This window comes from Priestia sp. ABM2_011 (assembly GCF_056158845.1).
Genome location: NZ_JBSWUB010000001.1, coordinates 4,756,571 through 4,779,350, shown reverse-complemented (window position 1 = coordinate 4,779,350; position 22,780 = coordinate 4,756,571). Strand labels below are relative to the sequence as shown.

Genomic DNA, 22,780 nt, shown 5'->3' with positions numbered 1-22,780 from the left:
TCTTATTTTCTTGTTATTTTAATCGTTTTCATACAAAGGGGAGGTTATTTATATGCAAGCATTCTTAGGAGAAATAATTGGAACAATGATTTTAATTATCCTTGGCGCTGGTGTATGTGCGGGCGTCAATTTAAAAAAATCGTTTGCTGCTAATTCAGGATGGATCGTTATCACAATGGGATGGGGAATGGCGGTAGCGATGGCAGCATATGCGGTTGGTAATATGAGTGGGGCACACTTAAACCCAGCGTTAACCGTAGCCCTTGCTATTACAGGTGATTTTCCGTGGTCACAAGTACCGATGTACATCTTAGCTCAGTTTATTGGAGCGATTCTTGGTGCAACAGTTGTTTATTTACACTATCTTCCACACTGGAAAGAAACAAAAGATGCCGGTACAAAATTAGGCGTATTCGCAACGGGACCAGCAATTGCTAACCCATTTGCAAACGTTTTAAGTGAGGCAATTGGGACGTTTGTATTAGTTGTAGGAATCTTAGCAATTGGAGCAAATAAATTTACAGATGGATTAAATCCTTTAGTAGTAGGGTTTTTAATCGTAAGTATCGGTTTATCATTAGGAGGAACAACAGGCTATGCCATAAACCCTGCTCGTGATTTAGGACCACGTATCGCTCATGCTATCTTGCCGATACCTGGCAAAGGCAGCTCGAACTGGAAATACGCTTGGGTGCCAGTAGTGGGTCCTTTATTAGGCGGATCAATTGGCGCAGTATTTTATCAAGCGGCATTCTTAAATAAAATGTCTAGCAGCTTATGGATTGTCTTAAGCATTGCGGTGATTGTTTTAGCTGTTATTTACGCTGTTTCTAAACAAAAAGCAGCACAAATTCAATCAGCAGTAGTACCAAAAAAATGAATGCGCTTTACCATCTAACTATGTACAATAAAGAAACGACACTATACAGAGAATAGGGGATATTGATATGGAAAAATTTATTTTATCTTTAGACCAAGGAACAACAAGCTCACGAGCAATGTTATTTAATAAAAAAGGTGAAGTTGTACATGTAGCTCAAAAAGAGTTTACGCAGTACTTCCCAAAACCAGGTTGGGTAGAGCATAATGCTAGTGAAATTTGGGGTTCTATCCTTGCCGTTATTGCATCTTGTCTATCTGAGTCAGGTGTTCATGCTGATCAAATTGAAGGAATTGGAATTACCAATCAGCGTGAAACAGCAGTAGTATGGGAAAAAGCAACAGGAAAGCCGGTATACAATGCAATCGTATGGCAGTCTCGACAAACGTCTGGTATTTGTGAAGAGTTAAAAGCAAAAGGATTAAACGATACGTTCCGCGACAAAACGGGATTATTAATTGATGCATACTTCTCTGGAACAAAAGTAAAGTGGATTTTAGATAACGTAGAAGGTGCACGAGAAAAAGCAGAAAACGGTGAATTGTTATTCGGAACAATTGATACATGGTTAATTTGGAAGTTATCAGGCGGAAAGGCGCATGTAACGGATTACTCAAACGCATCCCGCACGCTTATGTTCAATATCTACGATTTAAAATGGGATGATGAACTGCTAGATATCTTAGGGGTACCGAAATCAATGCTTCCAGAAGTAAAGCCTTCTTCTGAAGTATACGCTCATACAGTAGATTATCATTTCTTTGGTAAAAACATTCCAATTGCTGGAGCAGCAGGGGATCAGCAAGCCGCTTTATTTGGACAAGCTTGCTATGAAAAAGGAATGGCAAAAAACACCTATGGAACAGGCTGCTTTATGCTCATGAATACGGGTGAAAAAGCAGTTAAGTCCGATCACGGCTTATTAACTACATTAGCATGGGGGATTAACGGAAAAGTAGAATATGCGCTTGAAGGCAGTATTTTTGTAGCAGGATCTGCTATTCAGTGGCTTCGCGACGGTTTAAGAATGTTTAAAAATGCGGCTGAAACTGAAAACTATGCAACACGAGTAGAGTCTACAGACGGCGTATATATTGTGCCAGCTTTCGTAGGACTTGGAACGCCATATTGGGATAGCGATGTACGTGGAGCGATGTTTGGATTGACTCGCGGTACAAAAAAAGAACACTTTATTCGTGCAACGCTTGAATCACTAGCTTATCAAACAAGAGACGTATTAAGCGCGATGGAAGCAGACTCTGGAATTACATTAAAAACATTGCGTGTAGACGGAGGAGCAGTTAAGAATAATTTCTTAATGCAGTTCCAAAGTGATGTGTTAAATGTTCCTGTTGAGCGTCCTCAAGTGAATGAAACAACCGCTCTTGGGGCAGCATATTTAGCGGGTCTTGCGGTCGGCTACTGGAAAGATTGTGATGAAATTGCGCAGCAGTGGAATATGGAAAAATCTTTCGAACCAAATATGGAAGAAGAACAACGTGAAGAATTATATAGCGGCTGGAAAAAAGCCGTACATGCCACAATGGCTTTTAAGTAATTATTTGATGAAAACCCTTTAATTAAAAGCGCATGTATGATATAATGTATTCAAGTTAATAAATTGGTTGGAGAATCGGAGAGACCACAGATCCATATGTAGGCATACTATATATGTGATTTGTGGTCTCTATTTTTGTATATTGGAAAATTTTGATATCTTTGAAAAATGAAAGGGGAATGACGTATGTTTTCAAGTCAAACACGTTCGAATAAATTGGTAGACATGACACAAAATCAATATGATTTATTAGTAATTGGTGGGGGAATTACTGGATCAGGTATTGCACTTGATGCGACTCATCGAGGCATGAAAACGGCATTAGTTGAAATGCAGGATTTCGCAGCAGGAACATCTAGTCGTTCAACGAAGCTTGTTCACGGCGGTCTACGCTATTTAAAACAGTTTGAAGTTAAAATGGTAGCCGAAGTTGGTAAAGAACGTGCCATTGTATATGAAAATGGCCCTCATGTAACGACTCCGGAGTGGATGCTGTTACCTTTCCATACGGGTGGAACATTTGGGAAATTCTCAACTTCAATTGGACTGCGCGTATATGATTTCTTAGCAGGGGTAAAACGTGCAGAGCGCCGCAAAATGTTTAGCGCAGAAGAAACGCTTAGACGCGAGCCACTGGTGAAATCTAAAGAGTTAAAAGGTGGCGGTTACTACGTTGAATATAAAACAGATGATGCACGTTTAACGATTGAAGTAGCTAAAGAAGCTGCTGCAAGAGGAGCAGATTTAGTCAATTACACAAAAGTGGAAAACTTCATCTACGATAAAGGAAAAGTAGTAGGGGCTGTTGTTCGCGATCAGCTTACGAATAAAGAATATAATATCTATGCAAAAAAAATCGTCAACGCTGCAGGTCCATGGGTGGACACGCTGCGTGAAAAAGATAATTCAAAAAAAGGCAAGCAGCTTCAATTAACAAAAGGAATTCACTTAGTTATTGATCAAGAGCGCTTTCCGTTAAAACAAGCCATTTACTTTGATACACCTGACGGACGTATGGTATTTGCGATTCCGCGTGATGGAAAAACATACGTAGGCACAACAGACACGGTCTATAAAGAAGACGCTAGACATCCGCGTATGACTGTAAAAGACCGTCAATATGTTGTTGATGCAATTAACTATATGTTCCCAACGGTTGATATTACAGTAGACGACGTAGAATCAAGCTGGGCGGGTGTTCGTCCACTTATTCACGAACAAGGAAAAGATCCTTCTGAAATTTCGCGTAAAGATGAAATCTGGACATCAGAATCAGGTTTAATTACAATCGCTGGAGGGAAATTAACTGGGTACCGTAAAATGGCTGAAATTGTCGTAAATCGCGTAGCTGAAGATTTTAAAGCAGAAGGACGCGAATTTGAAAGCTGTCAAACTAAACATTTACCGATTTCTGGAGGTAATGTAGGAGGTTCAGGCGGGTTCCCAACGTTTGTAGAGCAAAAAGTCAAAGAAGGCATCAAACTAGGGTTATCACGTGACGCTGCTGAAAAGCTTGTAAAACGCTATGGCTCAAACGTAGACAAAGTATACCGCTACATGATTGAACGTCCGGATCAGCTAAAAAACAGTGACCTTCCAGCTAGTGTATTTTTGCAAATTCAATATGGTATCGAAGAAGAAATGGTTTCGAAACCAGTGGACTTCTTCATTCGACGTACGGGCGCTTTATTCTTTGATATCAACTGGGTAAGAAGCTGGAAAAAACAAGTGATTGCTCATATGGCCGAAGAGTTAAAGTGGACGCCTGAGCAAACAAAAACTTATACGGATGAATTAGAACAGCACCTTCATGACGCAGTTGTACCAGTAGATGAAAAAGTTAACCGTATGACAGGTATTTCATGATAAAATAAAAAAGTACCTCAAAATTTGTCAATACAGCCATAATATAATAGCAGGAAGTCAAATTTTGACGAAGAAATATAATATGACTGTTAAAAAAAGAGAAAGACGATTACTCGTTTTTCTCTTTTCATACATATTTACATTTATATAAGGGGGCTTTTTTTATGAGTTGGAAAGAAACGTATACATCTTGGATTAATCACCCAAATTTAGATCCTGAATTACGTCAAAATTTGGATGCAATCAAAGGTGATGAAAAACAATTAGAAGATAGTTTTTACAAAACATTGGAATTTGGAACAGGCGGAATGCGTGGAGAAATTGGAGCGGGTACAAACCGTATGAATACATATACAATCCGAAAAGCTTCTGAAGGCTTTGCTGAGTACATTAAACAAGCTGGCGAAGAAGCTATCAAGCAAGGCGTAGTCATTGCATATGATTCTCGCCACAAATCGCCTGAATTTGCGATGGAAGCAGCAAAAACATTAGCAAGTCACGGAATTAAAACGTATGTATTTGAAGAGCTAAGACCAACACCTGAACTTTCATTTGCAGTGCGTGAGTTAAACGCATTTGGAGGTATTGTTATTACAGCGAGCCACAATCCTCCTGAATATAATGGATACAAAGTATATGGTCCAGACGGTGGTCAGCTGCCGCCAAAAGAAGCTGATGAACTAGTTGGCTTTGTAAATGCTGTGGAAAATGAACTTACATTAGCTGTTCAATCTGAAGCGGAGCTAAAAGAAAAAGGTGTTATTGAAATGATTGGTTCAGCGATTGACGAAGCATACAATGAGAAGCTAAAAACGATTTTAATTAATCCAGAGCTAGCTTCTGAAATAGGTAAAGACTTAAAGGTAGTTTTTACACCTCTACATGGTACAGCTAATAAGCCAGTTCGCAACGCGCTTCAATCCATCGGTTACGGAAATGTTACGGTTATTGAAGAACAAGAACTTCCTGATCCGAATTTCTCGACGGTTAAATCTCCGAATCCTGAAGAGCCGGCTGCATTTGAATATGCTGTTCGTAAAGGAAAAGAAATTGATGCCGATATCTTAATCGCAACGGATCCAGATGCAGACCGTTTAGGAATTGCTGTCAAAGATCCAAGCGGCGAATATGCGTTATTAACAGGAAACCAAACCGGTGCTTTATTGCTTCACTATTTGCTTTCTCAAAAGAAAGAAAAAGGTGTGCTGCCTGCTAATGGCGTTGTGTTAAAAACGATTGTAACGTCAGAAATCGGCGCACAAATTGCTCGTTCATTTGGATTGCAAGTTGTTGACACTCTAACAGGTTTTAAATTTATCGGTGAAAAAATTAAGCAATATGAGCAAACGGGCGAGTATACATTCCAATTCGGTTATGAAGAAAGCTACGGCTATTTAATTGGTGACTTTGCTCGTGACAAAGACGCTGTACAAGCAGCCATTCTAGCGGTAGAAGCTTGTGCTTATTATAAAAAGCAGGGCATGACGCTATATGAAGCGCTTCAGCAAGTGTTTACTAAATATGGTTTCTATCGTGAAGGTCTGAAATCTTTAACGCTTAAAGGAAAAGAAGGATCTGAGCAAATTCAGCATATTTTGGCTACATTTAGAAATGAGCCTCCTACTGACATTGCAGGGTTAAATGTTTCGGTTGTAGAGGATTATACATTAAGTGAGCGCCAGCATATTAAAGCAGGAAAAGTAGAAGAGATTACATTACCAAAATCAAATGTATTAAAATATATCTTAGAGGACGGTTCTTGGTTCTGCCTTCGTCCGTCTGGTACAGAGCCAAAGGTGAAGTTCTATTTTGGCGTTGTGTCAGAAGATGAAGCAACGAGCATTGCCCATTTAGAAGCTGTACAAACAGCTGTAATGGGTGAAGTGGAGCGTGTACTAGATAAAGTGAAAACGGTATAAAAATAAAGCCTGCTTAAACTTGAGCAGGCTTCTTTTATGATACTTTATTTGATTGCGTATTTGACAAATATGAAGAAGATCGTAGGGCTTTATAAATTCTCGGAGCAAGCATAGCCCCAAGAACAGTGAAAATAAGATCCTTTACAGCAAACCACGACATAATCTTCCAAGCAGCTGCATATGTCATTGCAGGAGCTTCAAGCCAGTAGTTAACCGCTATATACATATACGTAGTACCAATTAAATAAATAACGGCAATACCAACTAGCGATGAAATTAAAAAGATAGAAAAAGTCGGCTTGCCGCGCATTTCCATAATTTTTCCTGTGATAAATGCAGCGACAATATAAGAAAGCAAAAAGCCGCCGGTGCTTCCAAATAAAATACCAATTCCTGCTTTAAATTGAGCAAATACCGGAGCGCCGGCAATGCCAATTAATACATATACAATCATCGAAATAGAACCCATTCGGCTCCCAAGTAAAAGTCCTGCTAATATAACAAAAAAAGGCTGAAGCGAAAGAGGCACGCCGCCTACTTGTAAAAAAGGTGCCCAAGAAGTAATGTTTGCACCAATAGCCATAAGAGCTGCAAACATACCGGCTAATGTTAAATCTAATGTGCGAAACCTTTTAGTATTCATATATGTTCCTCCCAGTATGTACTGAAATATCTTAGCGTATGTACTGAAGATTGTACGTCGAATTCACTTTTATGTCAACGATAAAAATAAATATGTTTACATATATTATTTGATGTTTTTTGAAATGAAATATGCATATTTTTAGTGCAACATAAAAAAATAAAGAAGGGAATTCATCCCTTCTTTGTCCAAGTGTGTGTATCAAAAATACTAGTACAATGATTCTTCCAGAAGCTCCGGGTTGTGCTCCGAATATTCCGTTGCATGATCAATGTAGCGTAGTAAAGAATAAAGCTCTTCTTGAATGATGCGGTAGTTTCGTTCAAAATTGTAGGCGTGCAAAAAATGTTCAATCTTTTTTGAAAGAAAATCGTCGTCTGTTCGAACCATTAAAATTAATAAGTTATCCCATTGTGAACGGTGTGTGTAATATAAAGCTCGATCATAATCAATTACATCCATTAATAACGTTCCTCCTTTTGAGGAGTTGAAATTAGTGTATGATATTTGCGGGAATTCTTACGCTGTAAATGTTGGGCAAAAGACCAGTGCATAATTAAAAGAGGTTGTAGTCATTATGTAAGAAGAATAAACGTACAGCACCGGATAAATGATAAGAAAGGCAAAGAATAACGAAGCGTAACAGTTACATTACATCCATTATTTAAGACAACTAAATAAAAATCCCCTTTTCTTGAAAAAATAAAGCTTCTTTTTGATGAAAACACATGAATTGACATGTTTGTACATAGATTGAAGTAAGGAGTGAAAGGGGGAGCTGTCGTGAAAGAAGCAGATTATAAGCAATTATACCGTGCGATTGATGAAATTACGGAAATAGCTAGCGGTTTCGGTTTGGATTTTTATCCGATGCGCTATGAAATTTGCCCGGCAGATATTATTTATACGTTTGGTGCATATGGGATGCCAACTCGTTTTTCACATTGGAGCTTTGGAAAACAATTTTACAAAATGAAATTACACTACGATCTTGGATTGAGTAAAATTTATGAATTAGTTATCAATTCAGATCCTTGTTATGCATTTTTATTGGATTCCAATGCGCTTATTCAAAATAAATTAATTGTAGCTCACGTGTTAGCTCACTGTGACTTCTTTAAAAATAACAGCCGTTTTGCCAACACGAAACGGGATATGGTAGAAAGTATGGCAGCGACCGCTGATCGAATTAAAGAATACGAAGTAAAGCACGGTAAGCGTGAAGTAGAAAAGTTTTTGGATGCTGTCTTATCGATTCAGGAACATATTGATCCGTCTCTTATGCGTGCCAAGCTTTCTTGGAGCATAGATGATGTAGAATCATCGGAAGAAGAAATCATTTCTCCTTATGATGATTTATGGAATTTGGACTATAAAGAAAAGAAAAAACCAAAACCTCCAAAGTCTTTTAAAAAATTTCCGCCTCAGCCTGAAAAAGACATCTTATTATTTATTGAAGAATACAGTCCTTATTTAGAGGATTGGCAGCGGGACATTTTAACGATGATGCGAGAAGAAATGCTTTATTTCTGGCCGCAGCTTGAAACAAAAATTATGAATGAAGGCTGGGCTTCTTTTTGGCATCAGCGCATTATTCGAGAAATGGACTTAACGAGTGATGAAGCGATAGAATTCGCCAAGCTAAATGCAGGGGTTGTGCAGCCGTCCAAGACGGGAATCAATCCATATTATTTAGGATTAAAAATATTTGAAGATATTGAAGAACGTTACAACAATCCAACAGAAGATATGATTCGCCGAGGCGTAGAGCCGGGGTCAGGAAGAGAGAAGATGTTTGAGGTACGTGAAGTTGAATCAGATATTTCCTTCATCCGCAATTACTTAACAAAAGATTTAGTTATGCGCGAGGACATGTATTTATTCCAAAAGCAAGGAAAAGATTATAAAATCGTCGACAAAGAATGGACGGAAGTCAGAGACCAGCTTGTTAACATGCGCGTAAACGGAGGCTTTCCTTATATCACAGTAACGAATGGAGACTATTTAAAAAATGGAGAGCTTTATTTAAAGCACTGGTATGAAGGAATTGAATTAGATGTCAAATACTTAGAAAAAGTGGTACCGTATGTTCATCAGCTTTGGGGCCGACCGGTTCATTTAGAAACGATGATGGAAGGCAAGCCAATTGCCTTCACGTATGATGGAAAAACAGTGCATCGAAAACATTTATAAAAAGGAGACCGCTTAAATAGCGGTCTTTTTGTGCTTCTGTAATTTTATTATCCATATAAATTGAAAAAATAAAATTACTATGCAATAATTTGGTGAGAATCATTTTCATTTAGAAAGGGAGATAAGATGTTTGTTGTAAACGCAAGTTTTGAAACGGAAAAGAAATTTGAAAAACAGCTCAAGCAAAAAGCTAAGAAAAATAAAACAGAAATTGAGGAAGCCAAAGGAAATTTATCGTTCGAATGCTGGAAAAAAGATTCCGCAGATAAAGTTGAATATGTCTTTGTATCCAAGTGGGAAGATAAGCAGTTCTTTCAAGCGTGGATATCCAAGAGAAGAACATGTGAACGAACATAAAGAAGCGAATAAAAAGAAAACGAAAGCATGTTCTGAAGCTATGGAAATCAAGAAAACGCTGCGTTTTTATGAGGCGGTAGAAGAGGACATTCTTTTCTAAAAAAGCATGCTTGACTTTCATAAATGTTGTAACTATAATGATTACAACAAAATAGGAGTGAGAGCAATGAAAATTAGCAGTCGATTCACCGTGGCCGTTCACATACTATCTTTAATTAAAGTAGATAGCAGTCATCCTAGTACTTCAGAGTGGATTGCTAGCAGTGTAAATACAAATCCTGTTGTTATAAGACGAGTAATTGGGATGTTAAAGAAAGCTGGACTCGTGGGTGTAAAAGCCGGAGCTGGCGGAGCGTATCTATTGAAAGATTTAGACGAGATAACGTTGTTAGACGTTTATCGAGCGGTGGCAGCAGTGGAAGAAGGAGAATTGTTTCAAATGCATGAAAATCCGAATGTGGAGTGTCCTGTAGGAGCCAATATTCAAAGTGTTCTTGAATTGATTTTAAAACGTTCTCAAGATGCCATGGAACAAGTCTTAGCCGATGTGACCATGAAAGAATTAGTGACGGATTTAATAGCAAAAATAGATGCATAATAACATGCTTCTGTTTGTAAAAAACGGAGAAACCTAGGTTTCTCCGTTTTTTTTATAGCTTCACAATTGTTCGTCCTCGAGCTTGTCCTTCTAATAAAGTCGGAAGTACCTCAGGGAGCTGTTGTAGTGAAATTTCCTGCTGAATGAAAGGTTCGAAGCTTTCAGGCTTAAAGTCATTAGCGAGTCTATTCCAAATCTCTTTTCGAGTATTCATTGGACAGTAAACAGAATCGATACCGAGTAAATTAATCCCTCTTAAAATGAAGGGAAAGACGGTTGTTGGCACTTTGCCTCCAGCTGTTAGCCCGCTGACCGCTACAGAGCCTCCGTACTGAATTTGACTGAGGACAGAAGCTAGAGGCTCTCCACCCACAGGATCAACCGCAGCGGCCCATTTTTGCTTGCCTAATGCTTTTAATTTGCCGTTATAAACGTCTTCACGCGCTACAATAGAGGAAGCGCCAAGCTCTTTCAAATAAGCTGCTTCCGAGCTTTTTCCCGTACTTGCTTCCACTTTGTAGCCTAATTTTGAAAGAATGGCAACCGCAAAGCTTCCTACACCTCCCGTAGCGCCTGTTACAAGCACAGAGCCGTTAGATGGACTAGTATGGTTTTCCTCTAAGCGATGCACAGATAAAGCAGCTGTAAAGCCCGCTGTTCCGATAATCATTGCTTCTTTTAACGTTAAATTTTCAGGAAGAGGGACAATCCATTCGCTGGGTACGCGCGCATACTCACTGTAGCCTCCAAAGTGTGATACGCCAATGTCATAGCTTGTTGCGATGACACGATCACCTTCTTTAAAATCAGGGCTGTCAGAAGATACAACGATTCCTGCTAGGTCAATACCTGGAACAAATGGATAGCTTGTCACAATATTGCCGTTTGCGATGCTGGCTAAGCTATCTTTATAATTCACCCCTGAATAATGAACGCGAATAAGTACATCGCCTTCTGGCAAATCGTTTAGCGTCAGTTCTTGGACAGACGCCTCCACTTGGTCTTCACTTTTTTTATCTACTATTAATGCTGAAAATGATTGCTCCATTTTATTTCTCCTTTCTATACTGAGATGTATACATCTATACATAGATTACCTTATTTCTATACCCATTATAGAAAATAGTAAAAGAAGTTCCTAATACTTTGATTACGAAAGAGATCATTTCATTATAAAATAGCGGTATAGCTATTAGTTAGCAATACATAGAAAAGAGGAGAAGAGACATGAGCACAAACGTATATTTTAACCATGATGCAGGCATTGATGATTTAGTATCGCTTTTTTTACTGCTGCAAATGGATGATGTAAAGGTAACGGGGGTATCTGTTATTCCTGCTGACGGATATCTAGAGCCAGGTATCAGCGCAAGCCAAAAAATTATTGATCGTTTTGGAAGTTATGATATCGAGGTAGCCAAATCTACGTCACGCGGTATGAATCCATTTCCAAAAGAATGGCGCATGCATACGTTTTATGTAGATGCACTGCCGATTTTAAATGAAAAAGGGAAAGTGCAAACAAAAATAAGTCAGCTGCCTGCTCATGATCATTTAATTGAAACATTGCAGCACACAGACGGAAAAACGACTTTATTATTTACAGGACCGCTAACTGATTTGGCAAGAGCACTTGAAAAAGCGCCGGAAATAGAAGAGAAAATTGACAAGTTAGTGTGGATGGGCGGTACATTTCAAGAAGTAGGAAATGTGCAGGAGCCTGAACATGATGGAACGGCGGAATGGAATGCTTTTTGGGATCCAGAAGCAGTAGCAAAAGTATGGGAAAGCAGCATTAAAATTGAGATGGTTGCTTTAGAAAGCACGAATCAAGTTCCATTAACGCCGGCTATTCGCCAAATGTGGGCTTCACTTCGCAGGTATGAAGGAGTAGACTTTGTAGGGCAGTGCTACGCGGCTTGCCCACCGCTTGTGCATGTTGAAACCAATTCGACTTATTATTTGTGGGATGTACTCACAACAGCATTTACAGGGAATTCAACACTTGTGAAGGTAAAAACCGTTTCGAGTATTGTGTATACAGAAACACCAAGACAAGGAAGAACAGAAATTTCTGAAGAGGGACGACCTGTAGACGTCGTGTATGACGTCACAGCTGAAGCATTCTTTGCGTACATTACAGATTTAATGAAAAAAGCAGTAGCCAAATAAAGAAAAAGGTTGCACGTGAAAATGTGCAACCTTTTTAATGAATCATATTCAAGAATTGACGTGTCCGCTCTTGTTGAGGATTTGAAAATATTTGATCCGGTGTACCTCTTTCCATAATGACACCTTGATCCATAAAAATAACTTCATCTGCTACTTCACGGGCAAAGCGCATTTCGTGAGTTACCACCACCATCGTCATTCCTTCTTTTGCCAGGTCTTTCATCGCTTGAAGAACGTCTCCTACAAGCTCAGGGTCAAGAGCTGAAGTAGGCTCATCAAATAGCATAACTTTTGGGTCCATCGCCATTGCTCTGGCGATGCCAACACGCTGTTGTTGTCCGCCAGACAGCTGGAAAGGGTAAAAGTCGAGCTTATCGCCTAAGCCAACGCGTGTTAACAATTCTTTCCCTCTTTTTTCTGCCTCTTGAGTAGAAACGCCTTTTACAATTACAGGACCTTCCATAACATTTTCAAGCGCACTTTTATGAGGAAATAAGTTATAGTTTTGAAAGACCATACCTGTTAGGCTTCGAAATGAAGTAATGTCTTTTTTACGAACAGGTTTGGTGAAATTCATGCTTTTTTTATCAAGTTCAATCGTGCCGTCTGTTGGGATTTCTAAAAGATTTAAGCAACGTAAAAAAGTAGTTTTACCCGATCCAGAAGGACCAATTAATACAATTACCTTGCCCTGTTCAACTTCTAAATCAATCCCTTTTAATACTTGCAAATCACCGAATGATTTATGCAAATTTTTGATATTAATCATATGAAAAACTCCTTTAGCTACTCGAAACGGTTATTTAGATACGTAACGATCTAGTCTTATTTCAATGCGTCCTTGGATAATGGATAAGATTGTACACATAATCCAGTACAAGAGCGCTGCTTCACTATAAAGAAGTAAAAATTCATAGTTAGTCGAAGCAATTTCTTGAGCTTTACGGAACATCTCAGAAACAAGAATAAGCGATGCAAGTGACGTATCTTTAATAAGGCTAATAAAAGAGTTAGATAATGGCGGAATCGATACACGTGCTGCTTGCGGTAAAATAATCCGTCTTAACGCTTGGGAATAGGTCATACCAAGTGAGTAGCCAGCTTCCCACTGTCCTTTAGGAATAGATTGAATCGCTGCTCGGATAATTTCAGATGCATACGCACCTACACTTAATGAAAATCCAATAATAGCAGAGATAAATGGGTCAATTGTTATATCTAAATTGGGTAAGCCGTAGAAAATAATAAATAATTGCACAAGCAGCGGTGTACCTCGAATAATCGATACATAGATGCGCGCAATTATATTTAAAACTTTTATAGATGATAAACGAGCCAAGGCTGTTAAGACAGCTAAAATGATACCGAGTACAAACGTGATTAATGTTAGTGGAATAGAATATTGAATAGCTCCCTTTAGCATTGGTAAGAGAGATGATTGAGCGATTGAAATCAATTGATTCAATCGCTCTCCATCAGGGAAAATATTATTTAGGAGAAACATCTTCGCCAAACCATTTCTTAGAAATTTTTGCGTATGTTCCGTCTTTTTTCATATCTTTCAATGCTTTGTTTACTTCATCCACTAACTTACCGCTGTCTTTTCTAAACATAAAGCCGCTTGCAGCACCATCGGATTTTTCATCCGCGATTTTGATAGGTGCGTTAGGGTGCTTTTTCTTATAGTCAAGGAACGATAATTTATCGTTGATTGTAGCATCAACACGGTTTGCGCTCATTAGTTCTACTGCTTGAGCAAAACCTTCAGCACTCGTAATGTTTGCACCATAAGATTGAGCCATGTCTTTATAGTTACTTGTTAATGACTGCGCTGATTTTTTTCCTTTTAAATCTTTAAATGATTTGATATCTTTTTCGTCTTTACGAACAATTAATACAGCCCCTGACTGGATGTATGGATCAGAGAAATCGTATTTCTTTTGACGATCTTCACGAATACCAACTTCATTAGCAATCATGTCAAATCGTTTAGCATCTAATCCAGCAAACATGCCATCCCACTGTGTTTCTTTGAACTCAGCTTTTACGCCAAGACGTTTAGCTACTTCTTGAGCCAATTCTACATCAAACCCAGTTAGCTTTTGTTTGTCATCATGAAAAGTGAACGGAGGGTATGTACCTTCAGTTCCAATTGTTAATACACCATCTTTTTTCACTTTATTATATAAATCCTCTTGTGAAGATTTATTGTCTCCATTGTTTGCTTCATTTTTTGAGCTAGAACCGCATGCGGCAAGCACAACTGTGAAAGCTAATAGTAGCGACAAAAGTGCAGCAAATTTCTTCATTTTCTAAACCCCCTAGTATTCTGATAGGAAATGATACTCTGTGATACTAAACAAGAACACAGCAAAAGTCAACAAAAAAAACTTATACGATTAATGTGACTTAAAATAAGGGAAATATACCTTCTATACACGGTTTGTCATAAGGATACAGAAAGATTTTAGAATTTGGATTAAATGGATTTTTAAGGGATATTCGAGGAGTAAAAAGGAAGTTTCATGCGACGATTTTCTCTTTCATTTTTTCATGACTTTTGGTGCAATAAACATATAGTTAAATGTTAAGGTAGAAATAAATTCCTTATGGTACACTTAAAGAAGAATTTATGAAACGGAGCGATATGATGAAAGCCATAAACTTAATCTCAATTGCCTTTGGTGCTATCGCTGGTACGTATGCACGTTATTTTCTAAATCTTTCCTTATTATATACGGGGTATCCAATAGGAACAGTAATTGAAAACCTATTAGGTAGCTTCATATTAGGACTATTAACGGGATTTTTTGCGTGGAAACAGCCAAAGGAATGGATCAAGCTTGGACTAGGCGTGGGCTTATGCGGCGGTTTTACCACGTATTCAACGTTTGCAGGAGACTTCGTTTCTCTCACTCAGCATTATTTATGGGGTGGAGCCATTTATTTCATTGTCTCTTTAGTAGGCGGAATCCTTTTTGCTTTAGCAGGCTATCTATGCGGTGAAACGGCAGGAAAAAATTTAGTAAAAGTACATGAGGTGAAGTAAATGAGCATAGTGAGCTTGGCACTTGGGGGGGCAGCTGGAGGCATATGCCGTTATCTTTTGGGATTAAAGGTTACAAAAACAGCTTCAAATCCTCCTTTTCCAGTATCAATGCTGTTTGTTAACTTGCTTGGTGCGTTTGGACTTGGTCTTTTTTACGGTAGTTATTATGGAAAGGTTCCGAGTCATGCTTATAATGATTCAATATTTCTAATGATCGGCATTGGTTTTTTCGGGGCTTTTACCACTTTTTCAACGTTTAGTGTGGAAACCGTGCAGTTAATTCGAGAAAAATCTTATCAGAAAATGTTGGTGTACGTGGGGATTTCAGCATTTGGAACAATTGGTTTATTTACAGTCGGTTTACTGGCAGGAACGTTTTTATTTAAATAAAGAGAACGTTTCTAGTAGGGAAAAACAAAAAGACGGAGAAGTAGAGAATGGATAGAAAAGCAGAAGTTTGGAAATACATTTTGTTGATTGTTGCTGTTGCAGGTCAGATCATCGGTTTTTTATTTTTATTTATAAATGTTGTGGCGGCATTTATTTTTTACGGTTTTTATATTCTAACTTTTATTATGTTACTCCTGCTGTTTATATGGGATCGGAAAAAGGAAAAAGACAAAGAAGAATTTGACGACTATACCGATTACTAACGATATAAAAAGCAGAATGGTGCGGTGCGCCGGGCCTCTTAGTAAAGAAGCTTAAAAGATACATCTATAAAAGGAAGAGAGCCGTAAGAGCATAAAGAGATATTGTATTTACATCTAGTTGTGTTATAATTTTAAGTGCAAAAACAAAATCAATAAATAGCAATCACTAGGGGAGCTTTTTGAAGCTGAGACGAATGCATTTCGGACCCTTTGAACCTGATCTGGTTTGTACCAGCGTAGGGAAGTGGCGATCATGTTTACATAACGATACATGCTAACCACTCTACGTTGTAGAGTGGTTTTTTTGTATGTAATAAAGCCCTCTACACAAGATAAAGTGATTGAAATTTCTCTTTATTCTGAATGGAAAGGTTTCGATCATATGGATATTCCTAAATTTCATGTCATTACAACAGATAAGCAGCCAATTGAAGAGGTTCGGGACATTTTAACGGCTATCGTGCCTTTTGCGGGTGCCATTCATATTAGAGAAAAAAAGAAAACGGCAAAGCAGATTCAATGTTTACTAGAAAGCCTGCCATTTTGTCGCTCTAAAATTATTGTAAATGACCGAGTTGATGTAGCGCATGCTTTAAAAGCAAAAGGGGTGCAGCTTGCCTATCATAGTTTAGACGTTTCGTGCGTTAGAGACGCATTTCCTTCTCTTATTGTCGGAAAATCAGTTCACTCTGTGGAAGAAGCTCTAGAAGCTGAAAAAGATGGAGCTCACTATATTCTATACGGACATATTTATTCAACTCATTCAAAAAAAGAATTAAAAAGCCGAGGGATAGCAGCGTTAAAAGAAGTAGTAGACGCTGTGAAGATACCAGTTATTGCGATTGGTGGAATTACACCTGTAAATGCCAAAGAGGTGCTGCAAACAGGAGCACACGGTATAGCTGTGATGTCTGGTGTCATGCTTGCGCAATATCCGCTTAAAGCAATCAAACAATATTCTCATATATGGACATCTGGAGGTGGAGAAAATGAAGCAGCATTATGATGTACTGTTAGTCGGAGGAGGCATAATTAGCTCTTCTATCGCTTATCATTTGTCAAAACAAGGAGCGTCAGTAGCCATTCTTGAGCGCAATCAAATTGGTTGTGAAGCTTCAAGTGCAGCTGCTGGTATTTTAGGTGCTCAAGCTGAAATTGATGAAGAAGGTCCTCTTTTAGACCTTGCTATTAAGAGCAGAAGTATGTTTCCTGAACTGGTGAAGGAACTAAAAGAAAAAACGGCAATCGACGTAGAGCTTATTCAAAAAGGCTTATTAAAAGTCGCTGTAACAGAAGAAGATGCACACGTATTAAAGAAAAAAGCCGATCAGCATCATCAATGGGACAAAGATGTAAGATGGATCGACGTAAAAGAAGCGCGGTTGTTAGAACCGGGGCTCTCTCCAGACATATACGGAGCCATTACAATACCTGGAGACGGCCAGCTAGCTCCGGCTAAGTTAACACATGCTCTTGCTCATGGAGCCTTGTATCACGGAGCAGATGTATTTGAATACTGTGACGTTCATTCTCTTATTACGGAAAATGAAACAGTAAAAGGTGTACAGACGTCTAAAGGCTCTTTTTATGGAGGAAAAGTAGTGATCGCAGCAGGCTCATGGGCTAAACGTTTTATTTCTTCTGAACATTTAGGTCAGGTATTTCCTGTAAAAGGAGAGTGTATTGCTCTTCAAAGTCATAAGCCGCTGCTTTCTAAAACGATTTTTTTAGATGAAGGTTTTTATTTAGTGCCAAAGGCTGGTGGAAGAATCGTAATCGGGGCAACTAAGCTGCAGCATGATTTTACTAAGACCGTTTCTGCACAAGGTATTCAATTTCTGCTGGATAAAGCTGCTGTGCTTCTGCCGGCTATTAAAGAAGCCACATTTGAAAAAGCATGGTCAGGTCTTCGTCCACAAACAAATGATGGCTGGCCTTATTTAGGAGAGCATCCTGAAATAGCGAATCTACACATGGCGTTTGGCCACTACCGAAACGGTATTTTATTAAGTGCTGCAACTGGAAAAATTATGGCTGATGCTTTGGTAGGGAAAGAGCCGAATCATTCATTTTTTACATCATTTCAGCTAACGAGAGTAATGGAGGGAGTTCATTGAATCTAATCATTAATGGTAAGACCGTTACTGTTGGAGATGAAATTGAAACGGTCGAGCACTTGTTGCAGGCTCAGAACCTGCATGAACGAGTGGTAATTGTTGAGCTAAACAAGAACATTTTACAAAAAGAAGAACATAGTGCTGCAAGTTTAAAAGATGGAGATACATTAGAAGTCGTTTCATTTGTAGGAGGAGGATGAAGAGTATGTTAAAAATTGGACAATATACATTTAATTCACGTTTATTATTAGGAACAGGGAAATTTCCGGACTTTACGACTCAGCGTCAAGCGGTAGAAGAGTCGGAAACAGAAATTTTAACATTTGCTGTTAGACGAATGGATATTTTTGATCAAAATCAGCCTAATTTACTAGAAGCACTTGATGTGAAGCGTTTCACTCTGTTACCTAACACGGCTGGAGCAAAAACTGCAGAAGAAGCGGTACGTATTGCTAAATTAGCTAAAGCTTCTGGACTTTGTGACATGGTGAAAGTAGAAGTAATTGGATGTGATAAAACGCTGCTTCCTGATCCCGTTGAAACATTAAAAGCTAGTGAAGAGCTGTTAAAGGAGGGCTTTACCGTTTTACCTTACACATCAGATGATGTTTTACTTGCGCGTCGTTTAGAGGAGTTAGGCGTACATGCCATTATGCCAGGAGCTTCGCCTATCGGTTCAGGTCAAGGTATTATTAATCCGTTGAACATGCGTTTTATCATTGAACAATCAACTGTTCCAGTAATTGTAGATGCAGGTATTGGAACGGCTTCAGATGCGGCTCAAGCTATGGAGCTAGGAGCAGATGGTGTGTTATTAAATACAGCTGTTTCAGGAGCAAAAGATCCTGTGAAAATGGCTCGTGCTATGAAGCTAGCGATTGAAGCAGGAAGAGCAGCATTTGAAGCAGGACGTATTGAAAAGAAACAATATGCAACGGCAAGCAGTCCAACAGAAGGGATGAGTATCGGTTGATTAATCGTTATTCCCGCCAAGAACTGTTTCAACCTATTGGAAAAGGCGGACAGCAGCAAATTCAAGAAAAGCATGTTCTGATTGTAGGAGCAGGTGCTCTTGGAACAGGGAACGCCGAGGCCCTTGCGCGAGCGGGGGTAAAGAAAATAACGCTCATTGACCGGGACTATGTAGAGTGGAGCAACCTTCAGCGGCAGCAATTGTATAGTGAAAAAGATGCTGATAAAAGAATCCCAAAAGCAATTGCCGCTAAAAAACGGCTTCACGATATTAATCATGATGTAAAAGTAGAAGCGCACGTAGCAGACGGTACCCCTCAAGTTTTAGAACAGCTTGTTGAGGGGGTAGATGTTATGATTGATGCGACCGATAATTTTGACACACGCCTTGTAATGAATGATTTATCACAAAAATATGATATTCCTTGGATTTATGGAGCATGTGTAGGAAGTTATGGAATTAGTTATACTATCATACCAAGTGAAACACCGTGTTTATCCTGTTTGCTTGAGTCTGTACCGCTTGGAGGGTTAACATGTGATACAGTGGGGATTATTAGTCCTGCTGTACAAATGGTAGTCGCTCATCAAGTAACAGAAGTGTTAAAAATATTAGTCGGAGACTGGAATGCGCTCAGAAGGGAACTTGTTTCGTTTGACGTATGGAAAAATGAGTATACGAGCATCAATGTGAACGTGTTTCGCAAATCTGCTTGCCGCTCATGCGGCAGTGAACAAACGTATCCCTTTTTACAATATGAAAATCAAACGAAAACAGCTGTGCTATGCGGAAGAAACACGGTACAAATCCGTCCGGGCAAATCAGCTAAGCAGCCGCTGCAGTCTTTAGGTGAACGATTAAAAGAAAAAGGATATAAAATTGAACAAAATCCGTATCTGCTTTCTTTTTATGTAGATGATTACCGTTTAGTGATGTTTCAAGACGGGCGCGTCTTTGTCCATGGAACAAACGATATAGTAGAAGCAAAGTCACTTTATCATCGGTATATTGGGTAAGAAAGAGATGGAGGTTTCAAGCATGACAGTACCAAAAGCATTAACCATTGCTGGATCAGACAGCGGTGGAGGAGCAGGAATTCAAGCAGATTTAAAAACATTTCAAGAGCGTGACGTTTTTGGCATGTCTGTTATTACAGCTGTGACTGCACAAAATACAGTTGGCGTTCAAGGAGTTTATCCTTTAGAAGTAGAAGCAGTTGAAACGCAGTTAGATTCAATTGCCACTGACTTATTTCCCAATGCAGTGAAGACAGGTATGTTGTTCAGTGCTGATATTATTTACGCAGTGGCTCGTAAAATCAAACAGTACGGACTGCAAAATATTGTAGTTGATCCCGTTATGATTGCAAAAGGTGGTCAATCTCTTCTTCAAAGAGAAGCTGTACAGGCTCTAAAAGAATTGTTGCCTCTTTGTGAAGTCATTACGCCGAACATACCGGAGGCGGAAGTCATCACGGGTAAAGAAATTCACACGATTGAAGACAGAAAAGAAGCGGCAAAACAGATGCATGAGCTGGGTGTAAAGCACGTGGTAATTAAAGGCGGACATGATCAATCTCATCAAGATATGATTGATATAGTGTATGATGGTCATACGTACGTTGAAATCACGCATGAAAAGATGAATACAAAGCATACACACGGAACGGGATGCACGTTTGCTGGTTGCGTCACGGCTGAACTAGCAAAAGGCAAAAGCGTGGTTGAAGCAGTTCAAACCGCCTCGGATTTTGTTCACTATGCGATTAAGCATACGCTTGAAATTGGTTCCGGACACGGTCCTACTAATCACTGGGCGTATAGAAAATACTTTCGTTCAAACACATAAAAAAACGTGCCTACAATCTAGGCACGTTTTTTATGAAGAAGGAATATGTGTAGGAATCTCTCCGTCGATGCCTAAGTAATAATGTCTAATGGGCTTTAAATTATCATCAAGCTCATACACAAGCGGCACACTTGTGGGAATATTCAAGTTCGCAATGCCATCAGGTGAAATGTTATCCAAATACTGCATCAGAGCTCTAATCGTATTACCGTGAGCGGAAATAATAACTCTTTTGCCAGCTTTAATAGAAGGAGCAATAGTTTCGTTCCAATATTCTAGAACCCGCTTTTCTGTATCAGCTAAGTTTTCCGTTACAGGAAATTGTCCCTTAGCTAATTCCTTATACTTAGGGTTGGAAGCTTCATAGCGAATATCTGTTGTCTTTAAAGCAGGAGGGCGTTCGTTCATCGACCTTCTCCACAAATGTACTTGCTCTTCGCCAAATTTTTTTGCGGTTTCTTCTTTGTTCAAACCTTGAAGAGCTCCGTAGTGTCGTTCATTCAACCTCCAAGATTTGTATACAGGAATCCACATGAAGTCCATTTGATGTAAGATAATCCATAGAGTGCGAATGGATCGTTTTAAAACAGAAGTATAGGCAATATCAAAAGTATATTCGTTTTTCTTTAGCACTTTTCCAGCTTCTCGCGCTTCTTGCAATCCATTTTTAGAAAGATCTACATCCGTCCAGCCTGTAAATTTATTTTCAAGATTCCACACGCTTTGTCCGTGCCGAATCAACACAAGTTTTATCATCGTGTTCTCCTTTCAACAGTGACTAAGGACTCTATTCTTTTTTATTATGAGAAGGAAAGAGTTTTTTATCCTAAAGCCGGGGAAAGGAGTTTTTATCATTTAGAAAAAGTGATGCTGAAAAGTAAAGCTTTAACTTTTTTACGCATATGATAAAAATAAAAAGGGAGGGGAAGATAGTCGATGAGTGACCAAGAACGTCAGATTCAAGCGTTGCACGGCCAGATTGAAGATTTAAAAGAAGAAATGTATCAGATGAAGCTTGATATTAGCGCATTAGAGAAAGAAAAAGGAAAGCCTGTTTTGACACCGGCTCTCGTTGGTCAAATAGGAGGTTTTGTTCTAGGTGGATTAGCTATAATCGGTATTTTCTGGATGTAGAACTTCTCGTTTTGAAAACGAAAAGTTCTTCTGATTTTTCAATAAGCAATTCCAACGCGGCATTTGGAGAAGTTTTGAGCCCATATCTCATGGTAGGTAAAGTGAGCGGTATCTCCCGTTGAAATTTTAACCGCATCAGCTGGTAAAATATCTTTTTCCACTCGATAAGTGCCTGTTACTTCACCGTCAGGCAAGTAGGTTGGGCATATAACAGTCCAGTTTAGATCACTTTCCTTCAAGTGTAAGTATCCTTTTAAATGATCTTCTGCTGCTCTGGTCGTTTTACGCTTTGATTCATTTGATTGAAAACGATACTTTTCTGGTTCTGTTCGTGACTGTAAGATGCCTGCAGTTCCAATAGTAAGAATACGATGAACGCCGTAATGCTTCATGCTGTTTATAATTAGCGGTATACTTTTTGAAATCGTCTCTGCACCATCTGTATTTAACGCGCTGACTACAATATCTTGGTGCTTGAGGGCAAAGCTGATATTTTCTTGATGAAGTACATCGCCTTGTAAGATATGTAGGTTTGGATGACTGATTTTTAGCTTATTGCGGTCTCTGACAAGTACAGTAACGTCGTTTTCATCTTTGAGCATCATTTTTAATAAAGACTGTCCCACTCGCCCTGTAGAGCCTAATAGTAAAATTTTCATTGGCTACACCCCTCTATAAAAGATAGTATCTATTCTTTAGGATATACAATCTGTATACTTATTCATAATAAAAAGCATGCGTAGCATAAAGTAATACAAAGTTGATGAATGAAATATTCAACAACAAAAAAATTTGATATGATAAAAAGACAGAAAAATCA

26 protein-coding genes and 1 riboswitch are annotated in these 22,780 nt (G+C 38.8%); of the genes, 18 read left to right on the top strand and 8 right to left on the bottom strand.

The features are described 5' to 3' along the window. Positions 1–52 precede the first annotated feature (52 nt). The 4 genes from ACXAE4_RS25150 to ACXAE4_RS25135 all read left to right on the top strand — a co-directional run bounded on the left by ACXAE4_RS25150 (position 53) and on the right by ACXAE4_RS25135 (position 6,223). Positions 53–880, top strand: a complete 828-nt coding sequence (locus ACXAE4_RS25150) for an MIP/aquaporin family protein (protein ID WP_028412592.1) — start codon at positions 53–55, stop codon at positions 878–880. Between the two features lie 67 nt (positions 881–947). Beyond that, positions 948–2,438: a glycerol kinase GlpK gene (gene glpK / locus ACXAE4_RS25145; protein ID WP_028412591.1), complete on the top strand. Its 1,491-nt coding sequence runs from the start codon at positions 948–950 to the stop codon at positions 2,436–2,438. Positions 2,439–2,624: 186 nt separating this feature from the next. Beyond that, entirely contained in the window at positions 2,625–4,304 is a 1,680-nt protein-coding gene (locus ACXAE4_RS25140; protein WP_028412590.1) for a glycerol-3-phosphate dehydrogenase/oxidase, read from the top strand. Positions 4,305–4,468: 164 nt separating this feature from the next. Continuing rightward, positions 4,469–6,223, top strand: a complete 1,755-nt coding sequence (locus ACXAE4_RS25135; protein WP_165573915.1) for a phospho-sugar mutase — start codon at positions 4,469–4,471, stop codon at positions 6,221–6,223. A gap of 34 nt (positions 6,224–6,257) precedes the next feature. Here ACXAE4_RS25135 and ACXAE4_RS25130 read toward each other — a convergent pair whose 3' ends face one another. Both ACXAE4_RS25130 and ACXAE4_RS25125 read right to left on the bottom strand, forming a co-directional pair. Further along, positions 6,258–6,866 (bottom strand): biotin transporter BioY, encoded by a 609-nt coding sequence (locus tag ACXAE4_RS25130; protein WP_014461709.1) that lies wholly within the window; start codon positions 6,864–6,866, stop codon positions 6,258–6,260. A gap of 210 nt (positions 6,867–7,076) precedes the next feature. Further along, a complete protein-coding gene (locus ACXAE4_RS25125) occupies positions 7,077–7,328 on the bottom strand; it encodes a YhdB family protein (RefSeq protein ID WP_013055267.1) in 252 nt (83 codons plus the stop codon). A 321-nt stretch (positions 7,329–7,649) separates the two neighbouring features. On the opposite strand from ACXAE4_RS25125, the gene ACXAE4_RS25120 reads away from it, so the two are divergent. From ACXAE4_RS25120 to ACXAE4_RS25110, 3 genes are all read left to right on the top strand, one after another. Beyond that, positions 7,650–9,059 (top strand): SpoVR family protein, encoded by a 1,410-nt coding sequence (locus ACXAE4_RS25120; protein WP_014461707.1) that lies wholly within the window; start codon positions 7,650–7,652, stop codon positions 9,057–9,059. Between the two features lie 126 nt (positions 9,060–9,185). Next, positions 9,186–9,416: an antibiotic biosynthesis monooxygenase family protein gene (locus ACXAE4_RS25115; protein WP_475237179.1), complete on the top strand. Its 231-nt coding sequence runs from the start codon at positions 9,186–9,188 to the stop codon at positions 9,414–9,416. A 166-nt stretch (positions 9,417–9,582) separates the two neighbouring features. Then, complete coding sequence (locus ACXAE4_RS25110) at positions 9,583–10,014, top strand: Rrf2 family transcriptional regulator (protein WP_014461705.1); 432 nt, start codon at positions 9,583–9,585, stop codon at positions 10,012–10,014. A gap of 52 nt (positions 10,015–10,066) precedes the next feature. Here ACXAE4_RS25110 and ACXAE4_RS25105 read toward each other — a convergent pair whose 3' ends face one another. Continuing rightward, positions 10,067–11,062: an NADPH:quinone oxidoreductase family protein gene (locus ACXAE4_RS25105; RefSeq protein WP_014461704.1), complete on the bottom strand. Its 996-nt coding sequence runs from the start codon at positions 11,060–11,062 to the stop codon at positions 10,067–10,069. 179 nt (positions 11,063–11,241) lie between these two features. Here ACXAE4_RS25105 and ACXAE4_RS25100 point away from each other — a divergent pair, with 179 nt between their 5' ends. Next, positions 11,242–12,186: a nucleoside hydrolase gene (locus ACXAE4_RS25100; protein WP_014461703.1), complete on the top strand. Its 945-nt coding sequence runs from the start codon at positions 11,242–11,244 to the stop codon at positions 12,184–12,186. A gap of 34 nt (positions 12,187–12,220) precedes the next feature. Here the strand turns inward: ACXAE4_RS25100 and ACXAE4_RS25095 are convergent, their stop codons facing one another. The 3 genes from ACXAE4_RS25095 to ACXAE4_RS25085 are packed head-to-tail and all read right to left on the bottom strand — an operon-like array spanning position 12,221 to position 14,495. Continuing rightward, a complete protein-coding gene (locus ACXAE4_RS25095; protein WP_013081645.1) occupies positions 12,221–12,955 on the bottom strand; it encodes an amino acid ABC transporter ATP-binding protein in 735 nt (244 codons plus the stop codon). A 30-nt stretch (positions 12,956–12,985) separates the two neighbouring features. Continuing rightward, positions 12,986–13,690, bottom strand: a complete 705-nt coding sequence (locus ACXAE4_RS25090) for an amino acid ABC transporter permease (protein WP_013055275.1) — start codon at positions 13,688–13,690, stop codon at positions 12,986–12,988. Further along, positions 13,674–14,495: an amino acid ABC transporter substrate-binding protein gene (locus ACXAE4_RS25085; RefSeq protein WP_013081647.1), complete on the bottom strand. Its 822-nt coding sequence runs from the start codon at positions 14,493–14,495 to the stop codon at positions 13,674–13,676. Before ACXAE4_RS25085 ends, ACXAE4_RS25090 begins: the two co-directional genes overlap by 17 nt. A gap of 341 nt (positions 14,496–14,836) precedes the next feature. Here ACXAE4_RS25085 and ACXAE4_RS25080 point away from each other — a divergent pair, with 341 nt between their 5' ends. From ACXAE4_RS25080 to thiD, 9 genes are all read left to right on the top strand, one after another. Next, positions 14,837–15,235: a fluoride efflux transporter FluC gene (locus ACXAE4_RS25080; protein WP_116740308.1), complete on the top strand. Its 399-nt coding sequence runs from the start codon at positions 14,837–14,839 to the stop codon at positions 15,233–15,235. Then, the gene (gene crcB, locus ACXAE4_RS25075; RefSeq protein WP_014461701.1) at positions 15,236–15,625 is read left to right on the top strand and encodes a fluoride efflux transporter CrcB; all 390 of its coding nucleotides are present in this window, start codon (positions 15,236–15,238) and stop codon (positions 15,623–15,625) included. It abuts the gene before it with no gap. A 47-nt stretch (positions 15,626–15,672) separates the two neighbouring features. Beyond that, a complete protein-coding gene (locus tag ACXAE4_RS25070) occupies positions 15,673–15,888 on the top strand; it encodes a hypothetical protein (protein ID WP_013055279.1) in 216 nt (71 codons plus the stop codon). A gap of 158 nt (positions 15,889–16,046) precedes the next feature. Beyond that, positions 16,047–16,148, top strand: a riboswitch (TPP riboswitch). Between the two features lie 122 nt (positions 16,149–16,270). Beyond that, entirely contained in the window at positions 16,271–16,894 is a 624-nt protein-coding gene (locus tag ACXAE4_RS25065) for a thiamine phosphate synthase (protein WP_475237363.1), read from the top strand. Next, entirely contained in the window at positions 16,878–18,005 is a 1,128-nt protein-coding gene (thiO, locus tag ACXAE4_RS25060; RefSeq protein WP_228307475.1) for a glycine oxidase ThiO, read from the top strand. Before ACXAE4_RS25065 ends, thiO begins: the two co-directional genes overlap by 17 nt. Continuing rightward, entirely contained in the window at positions 18,002–18,205 is a 204-nt protein-coding gene (thiS, locus tag ACXAE4_RS25055) for a sulfur carrier protein ThiS (RefSeq protein ID WP_228307476.1), read from the top strand. The genes thiO and thiS overlap by 4 nt, the downstream gene beginning before the upstream one ends. A 5-nt stretch (positions 18,206–18,210) precedes the next feature. Next, entirely contained in the window at positions 18,211–18,978 is a 768-nt protein-coding gene (locus ACXAE4_RS25050) for a thiazole synthase (protein ID WP_014461697.1), read from the top strand. Next, on the top strand, positions 18,975–19,994 hold the full coding sequence (locus ACXAE4_RS25045; protein WP_013055284.1) for a thiazole biosynthesis adenylyltransferase ThiF: 1,020 nt from the start codon (positions 18,975–18,977) through the stop codon (positions 19,992–19,994). The genes ACXAE4_RS25050 and ACXAE4_RS25045 overlap by 4 nt, the downstream gene beginning before the upstream one ends. 22 nt (positions 19,995–20,016) lie before the next feature. Continuing rightward, the gene (gene thiD, locus ACXAE4_RS25040; protein WP_042992349.1) at positions 20,017–20,826 is read left to right on the top strand and encodes a bifunctional hydroxymethylpyrimidine kinase/phosphomethylpyrimidine kinase; all 810 of its coding nucleotides are present in this window, start codon (positions 20,017–20,019) and stop codon (positions 20,824–20,826) included. A 30-nt stretch (positions 20,827–20,856) separates the two neighbouring features. Here thiD and gpmA read toward each other — a convergent pair whose 3' ends face one another. Then, positions 20,857–21,582 carry a 2,3-diphosphoglycerate-dependent phosphoglycerate mutase gene (gpmA, locus tag ACXAE4_RS25035; RefSeq protein WP_014461694.1) on the bottom strand — a complete coding sequence of 242 codons (726 nt, stop codon included), beginning with the start codon at positions 21,580–21,582 and terminating at the stop codon, positions 20,857–20,859. 180 nt (positions 21,583–21,762) lie between these two features. On the opposite strand from gpmA, the gene ACXAE4_RS25030 reads away from it, so the two are divergent. After that, positions 21,763–21,960, top strand: a complete 198-nt coding sequence (locus tag ACXAE4_RS25030; RefSeq protein WP_014461693.1) for a hypothetical protein — start codon at positions 21,763–21,765, stop codon at positions 21,958–21,960. A gap of 38 nt (positions 21,961–21,998) precedes the next feature. Here the strand turns inward: ACXAE4_RS25030 and ACXAE4_RS25025 are convergent, their stop codons facing one another. Continuing rightward, complete coding sequence (locus ACXAE4_RS25025) at positions 21,999–22,619, bottom strand: NAD(P)-dependent oxidoreductase (RefSeq protein ID WP_228307477.1); 621 nt, start codon at positions 22,617–22,619, stop codon at positions 21,999–22,001. Positions 22,620–22,780: the final 161 nt, after the last annotated feature.

Bases quoted from the DNA above. Each gene is read 5' to 3' on its own strand.
- ACXAE4_RS25130 (WP_014461709.1), bottom strand. From the start codon at position 6,866: ATGAATACTAAAAGGTTTCGCACATTAGATTTAACATTAGCCGGTATG.
- ACXAE4_RS25085 (WP_013081647.1), bottom strand. From the start codon at position 14,495: ATGAAGAAATTTGCTGCACTTTTGTCGCTACTATTAGCTTTCACAGTT.
- ACXAE4_RS25100 (WP_014461703.1), top strand. From the start codon at position 11,242: ATGAGCACAAACGTATATTTTAACCATGATGCAGGCATTGATGATTTA.
- ACXAE4_RS25110 (WP_014461705.1), top strand. From the start codon at position 9,583: ATGAAAATTAGCAGTCGATTCACCGTGGCCGTTCACATACTATCTTTA.
- ACXAE4_RS25140 (WP_028412590.1), top strand. From the start codon at position 2,625: ATGTTTTCAAGTCAAACACGTTCGAATAAATTGGTAGACATGACACAA.
- ACXAE4_RS25135 (WP_165573915.1), top strand. From the start codon at position 4,469: ATGAGTTGGAAAGAAACGTATACATCTTGGATTAATCACCCAAATTTA.
- ACXAE4_RS25070 (WP_013055279.1), top strand. From the start codon at position 15,673: ATGGATAGAAAAGCAGAAGTTTGGAAATACATTTTGTTGATTGTTGCT.
- ACXAE4_RS25125 (WP_013055267.1), bottom strand. From the start codon at position 7,328: ATGGATGTAATTGATTATGATCGAGCTTTATATTACACACACCGTTCA.
- ACXAE4_RS25065 (WP_475237363.1), top strand. From the start codon at position 16,271: ATGGATATTCCTAAATTTCATGTCATTACAACAGATAAGCAGCCAATT.
- ACXAE4_RS25030 (WP_014461693.1), top strand. From the start codon at position 21,763: ATGAGTGACCAAGAACGTCAGATTCAAGCGTTGCACGGCCAGATTGAA.
- glpK (WP_028412591.1), top strand. From the start codon at position 948: ATGGAAAAATTTATTTTATCTTTAGACCAAGGAACAACAAGCTCACGA.
- ACXAE4_RS25115 (WP_475237179.1), top strand. From the start codon at position 9,186: ATGTTTGTTGTAAACGCAAGTTTTGAAACGGAAAAGAAATTTGAAAAA.
- ACXAE4_RS25090 (WP_013055275.1), bottom strand. From the start codon at position 13,690: ATGTTTCTCCTAAATAATATTTTCCCTGATGGAGAGCGATTGAATCAA.
- thiO (WP_228307475.1), top strand. From the start codon at position 16,878: ATGAAGCAGCATTATGATGTACTGTTAGTCGGAGGAGGCATAATTAGC.
- ACXAE4_RS25095 (WP_013081645.1), bottom strand. From the start codon at position 12,955: ATGATTAATATCAAAAATTTGCATAAATCATTCGGTGATTTGCAAGTA.
- ACXAE4_RS25025 (WP_228307477.1), bottom strand. From the start codon at position 22,619: ATGAAAATTTTACTATTAGGCTCTACAGGGCGAGTGGGACAGTCTTTA.
- ACXAE4_RS25105 (WP_014461704.1), bottom strand. From the start codon at position 11,062: ATGGAGCAATCATTTTCAGCATTAATAGTAGATAAAAAAAGTGAAGAC.
- thiD (WP_042992349.1), top strand. From the start codon at position 20,017: ATGACAGTACCAAAAGCATTAACCATTGCTGGATCAGACAGCGGTGGA.
- ACXAE4_RS25150 (WP_028412592.1), top strand. From the start codon at position 53: ATGCAAGCATTCTTAGGAGAAATAATTGGAACAATGATTTTAATTATC.
- crcB (WP_014461701.1), top strand. From the start codon at position 15,236: ATGAGCATAGTGAGCTTGGCACTTGGGGGGGCAGCTGGAGGCATATGC.
- ACXAE4_RS25080 (WP_116740308.1), top strand. From the start codon at position 14,837: ATGAAAGCCATAAACTTAATCTCAATTGCCTTTGGTGCTATCGCTGGT.
- ACXAE4_RS25050 (WP_014461697.1), top strand. From the start codon at position 18,211: ATGTTAAAAATTGGACAATATACATTTAATTCACGTTTATTATTAGGA.
- gpmA (WP_014461694.1), bottom strand. From the start codon at position 21,582: ATGATAAAACTTGTGTTGATTCGGCACGGACAAAGCGTGTGGAATCTT.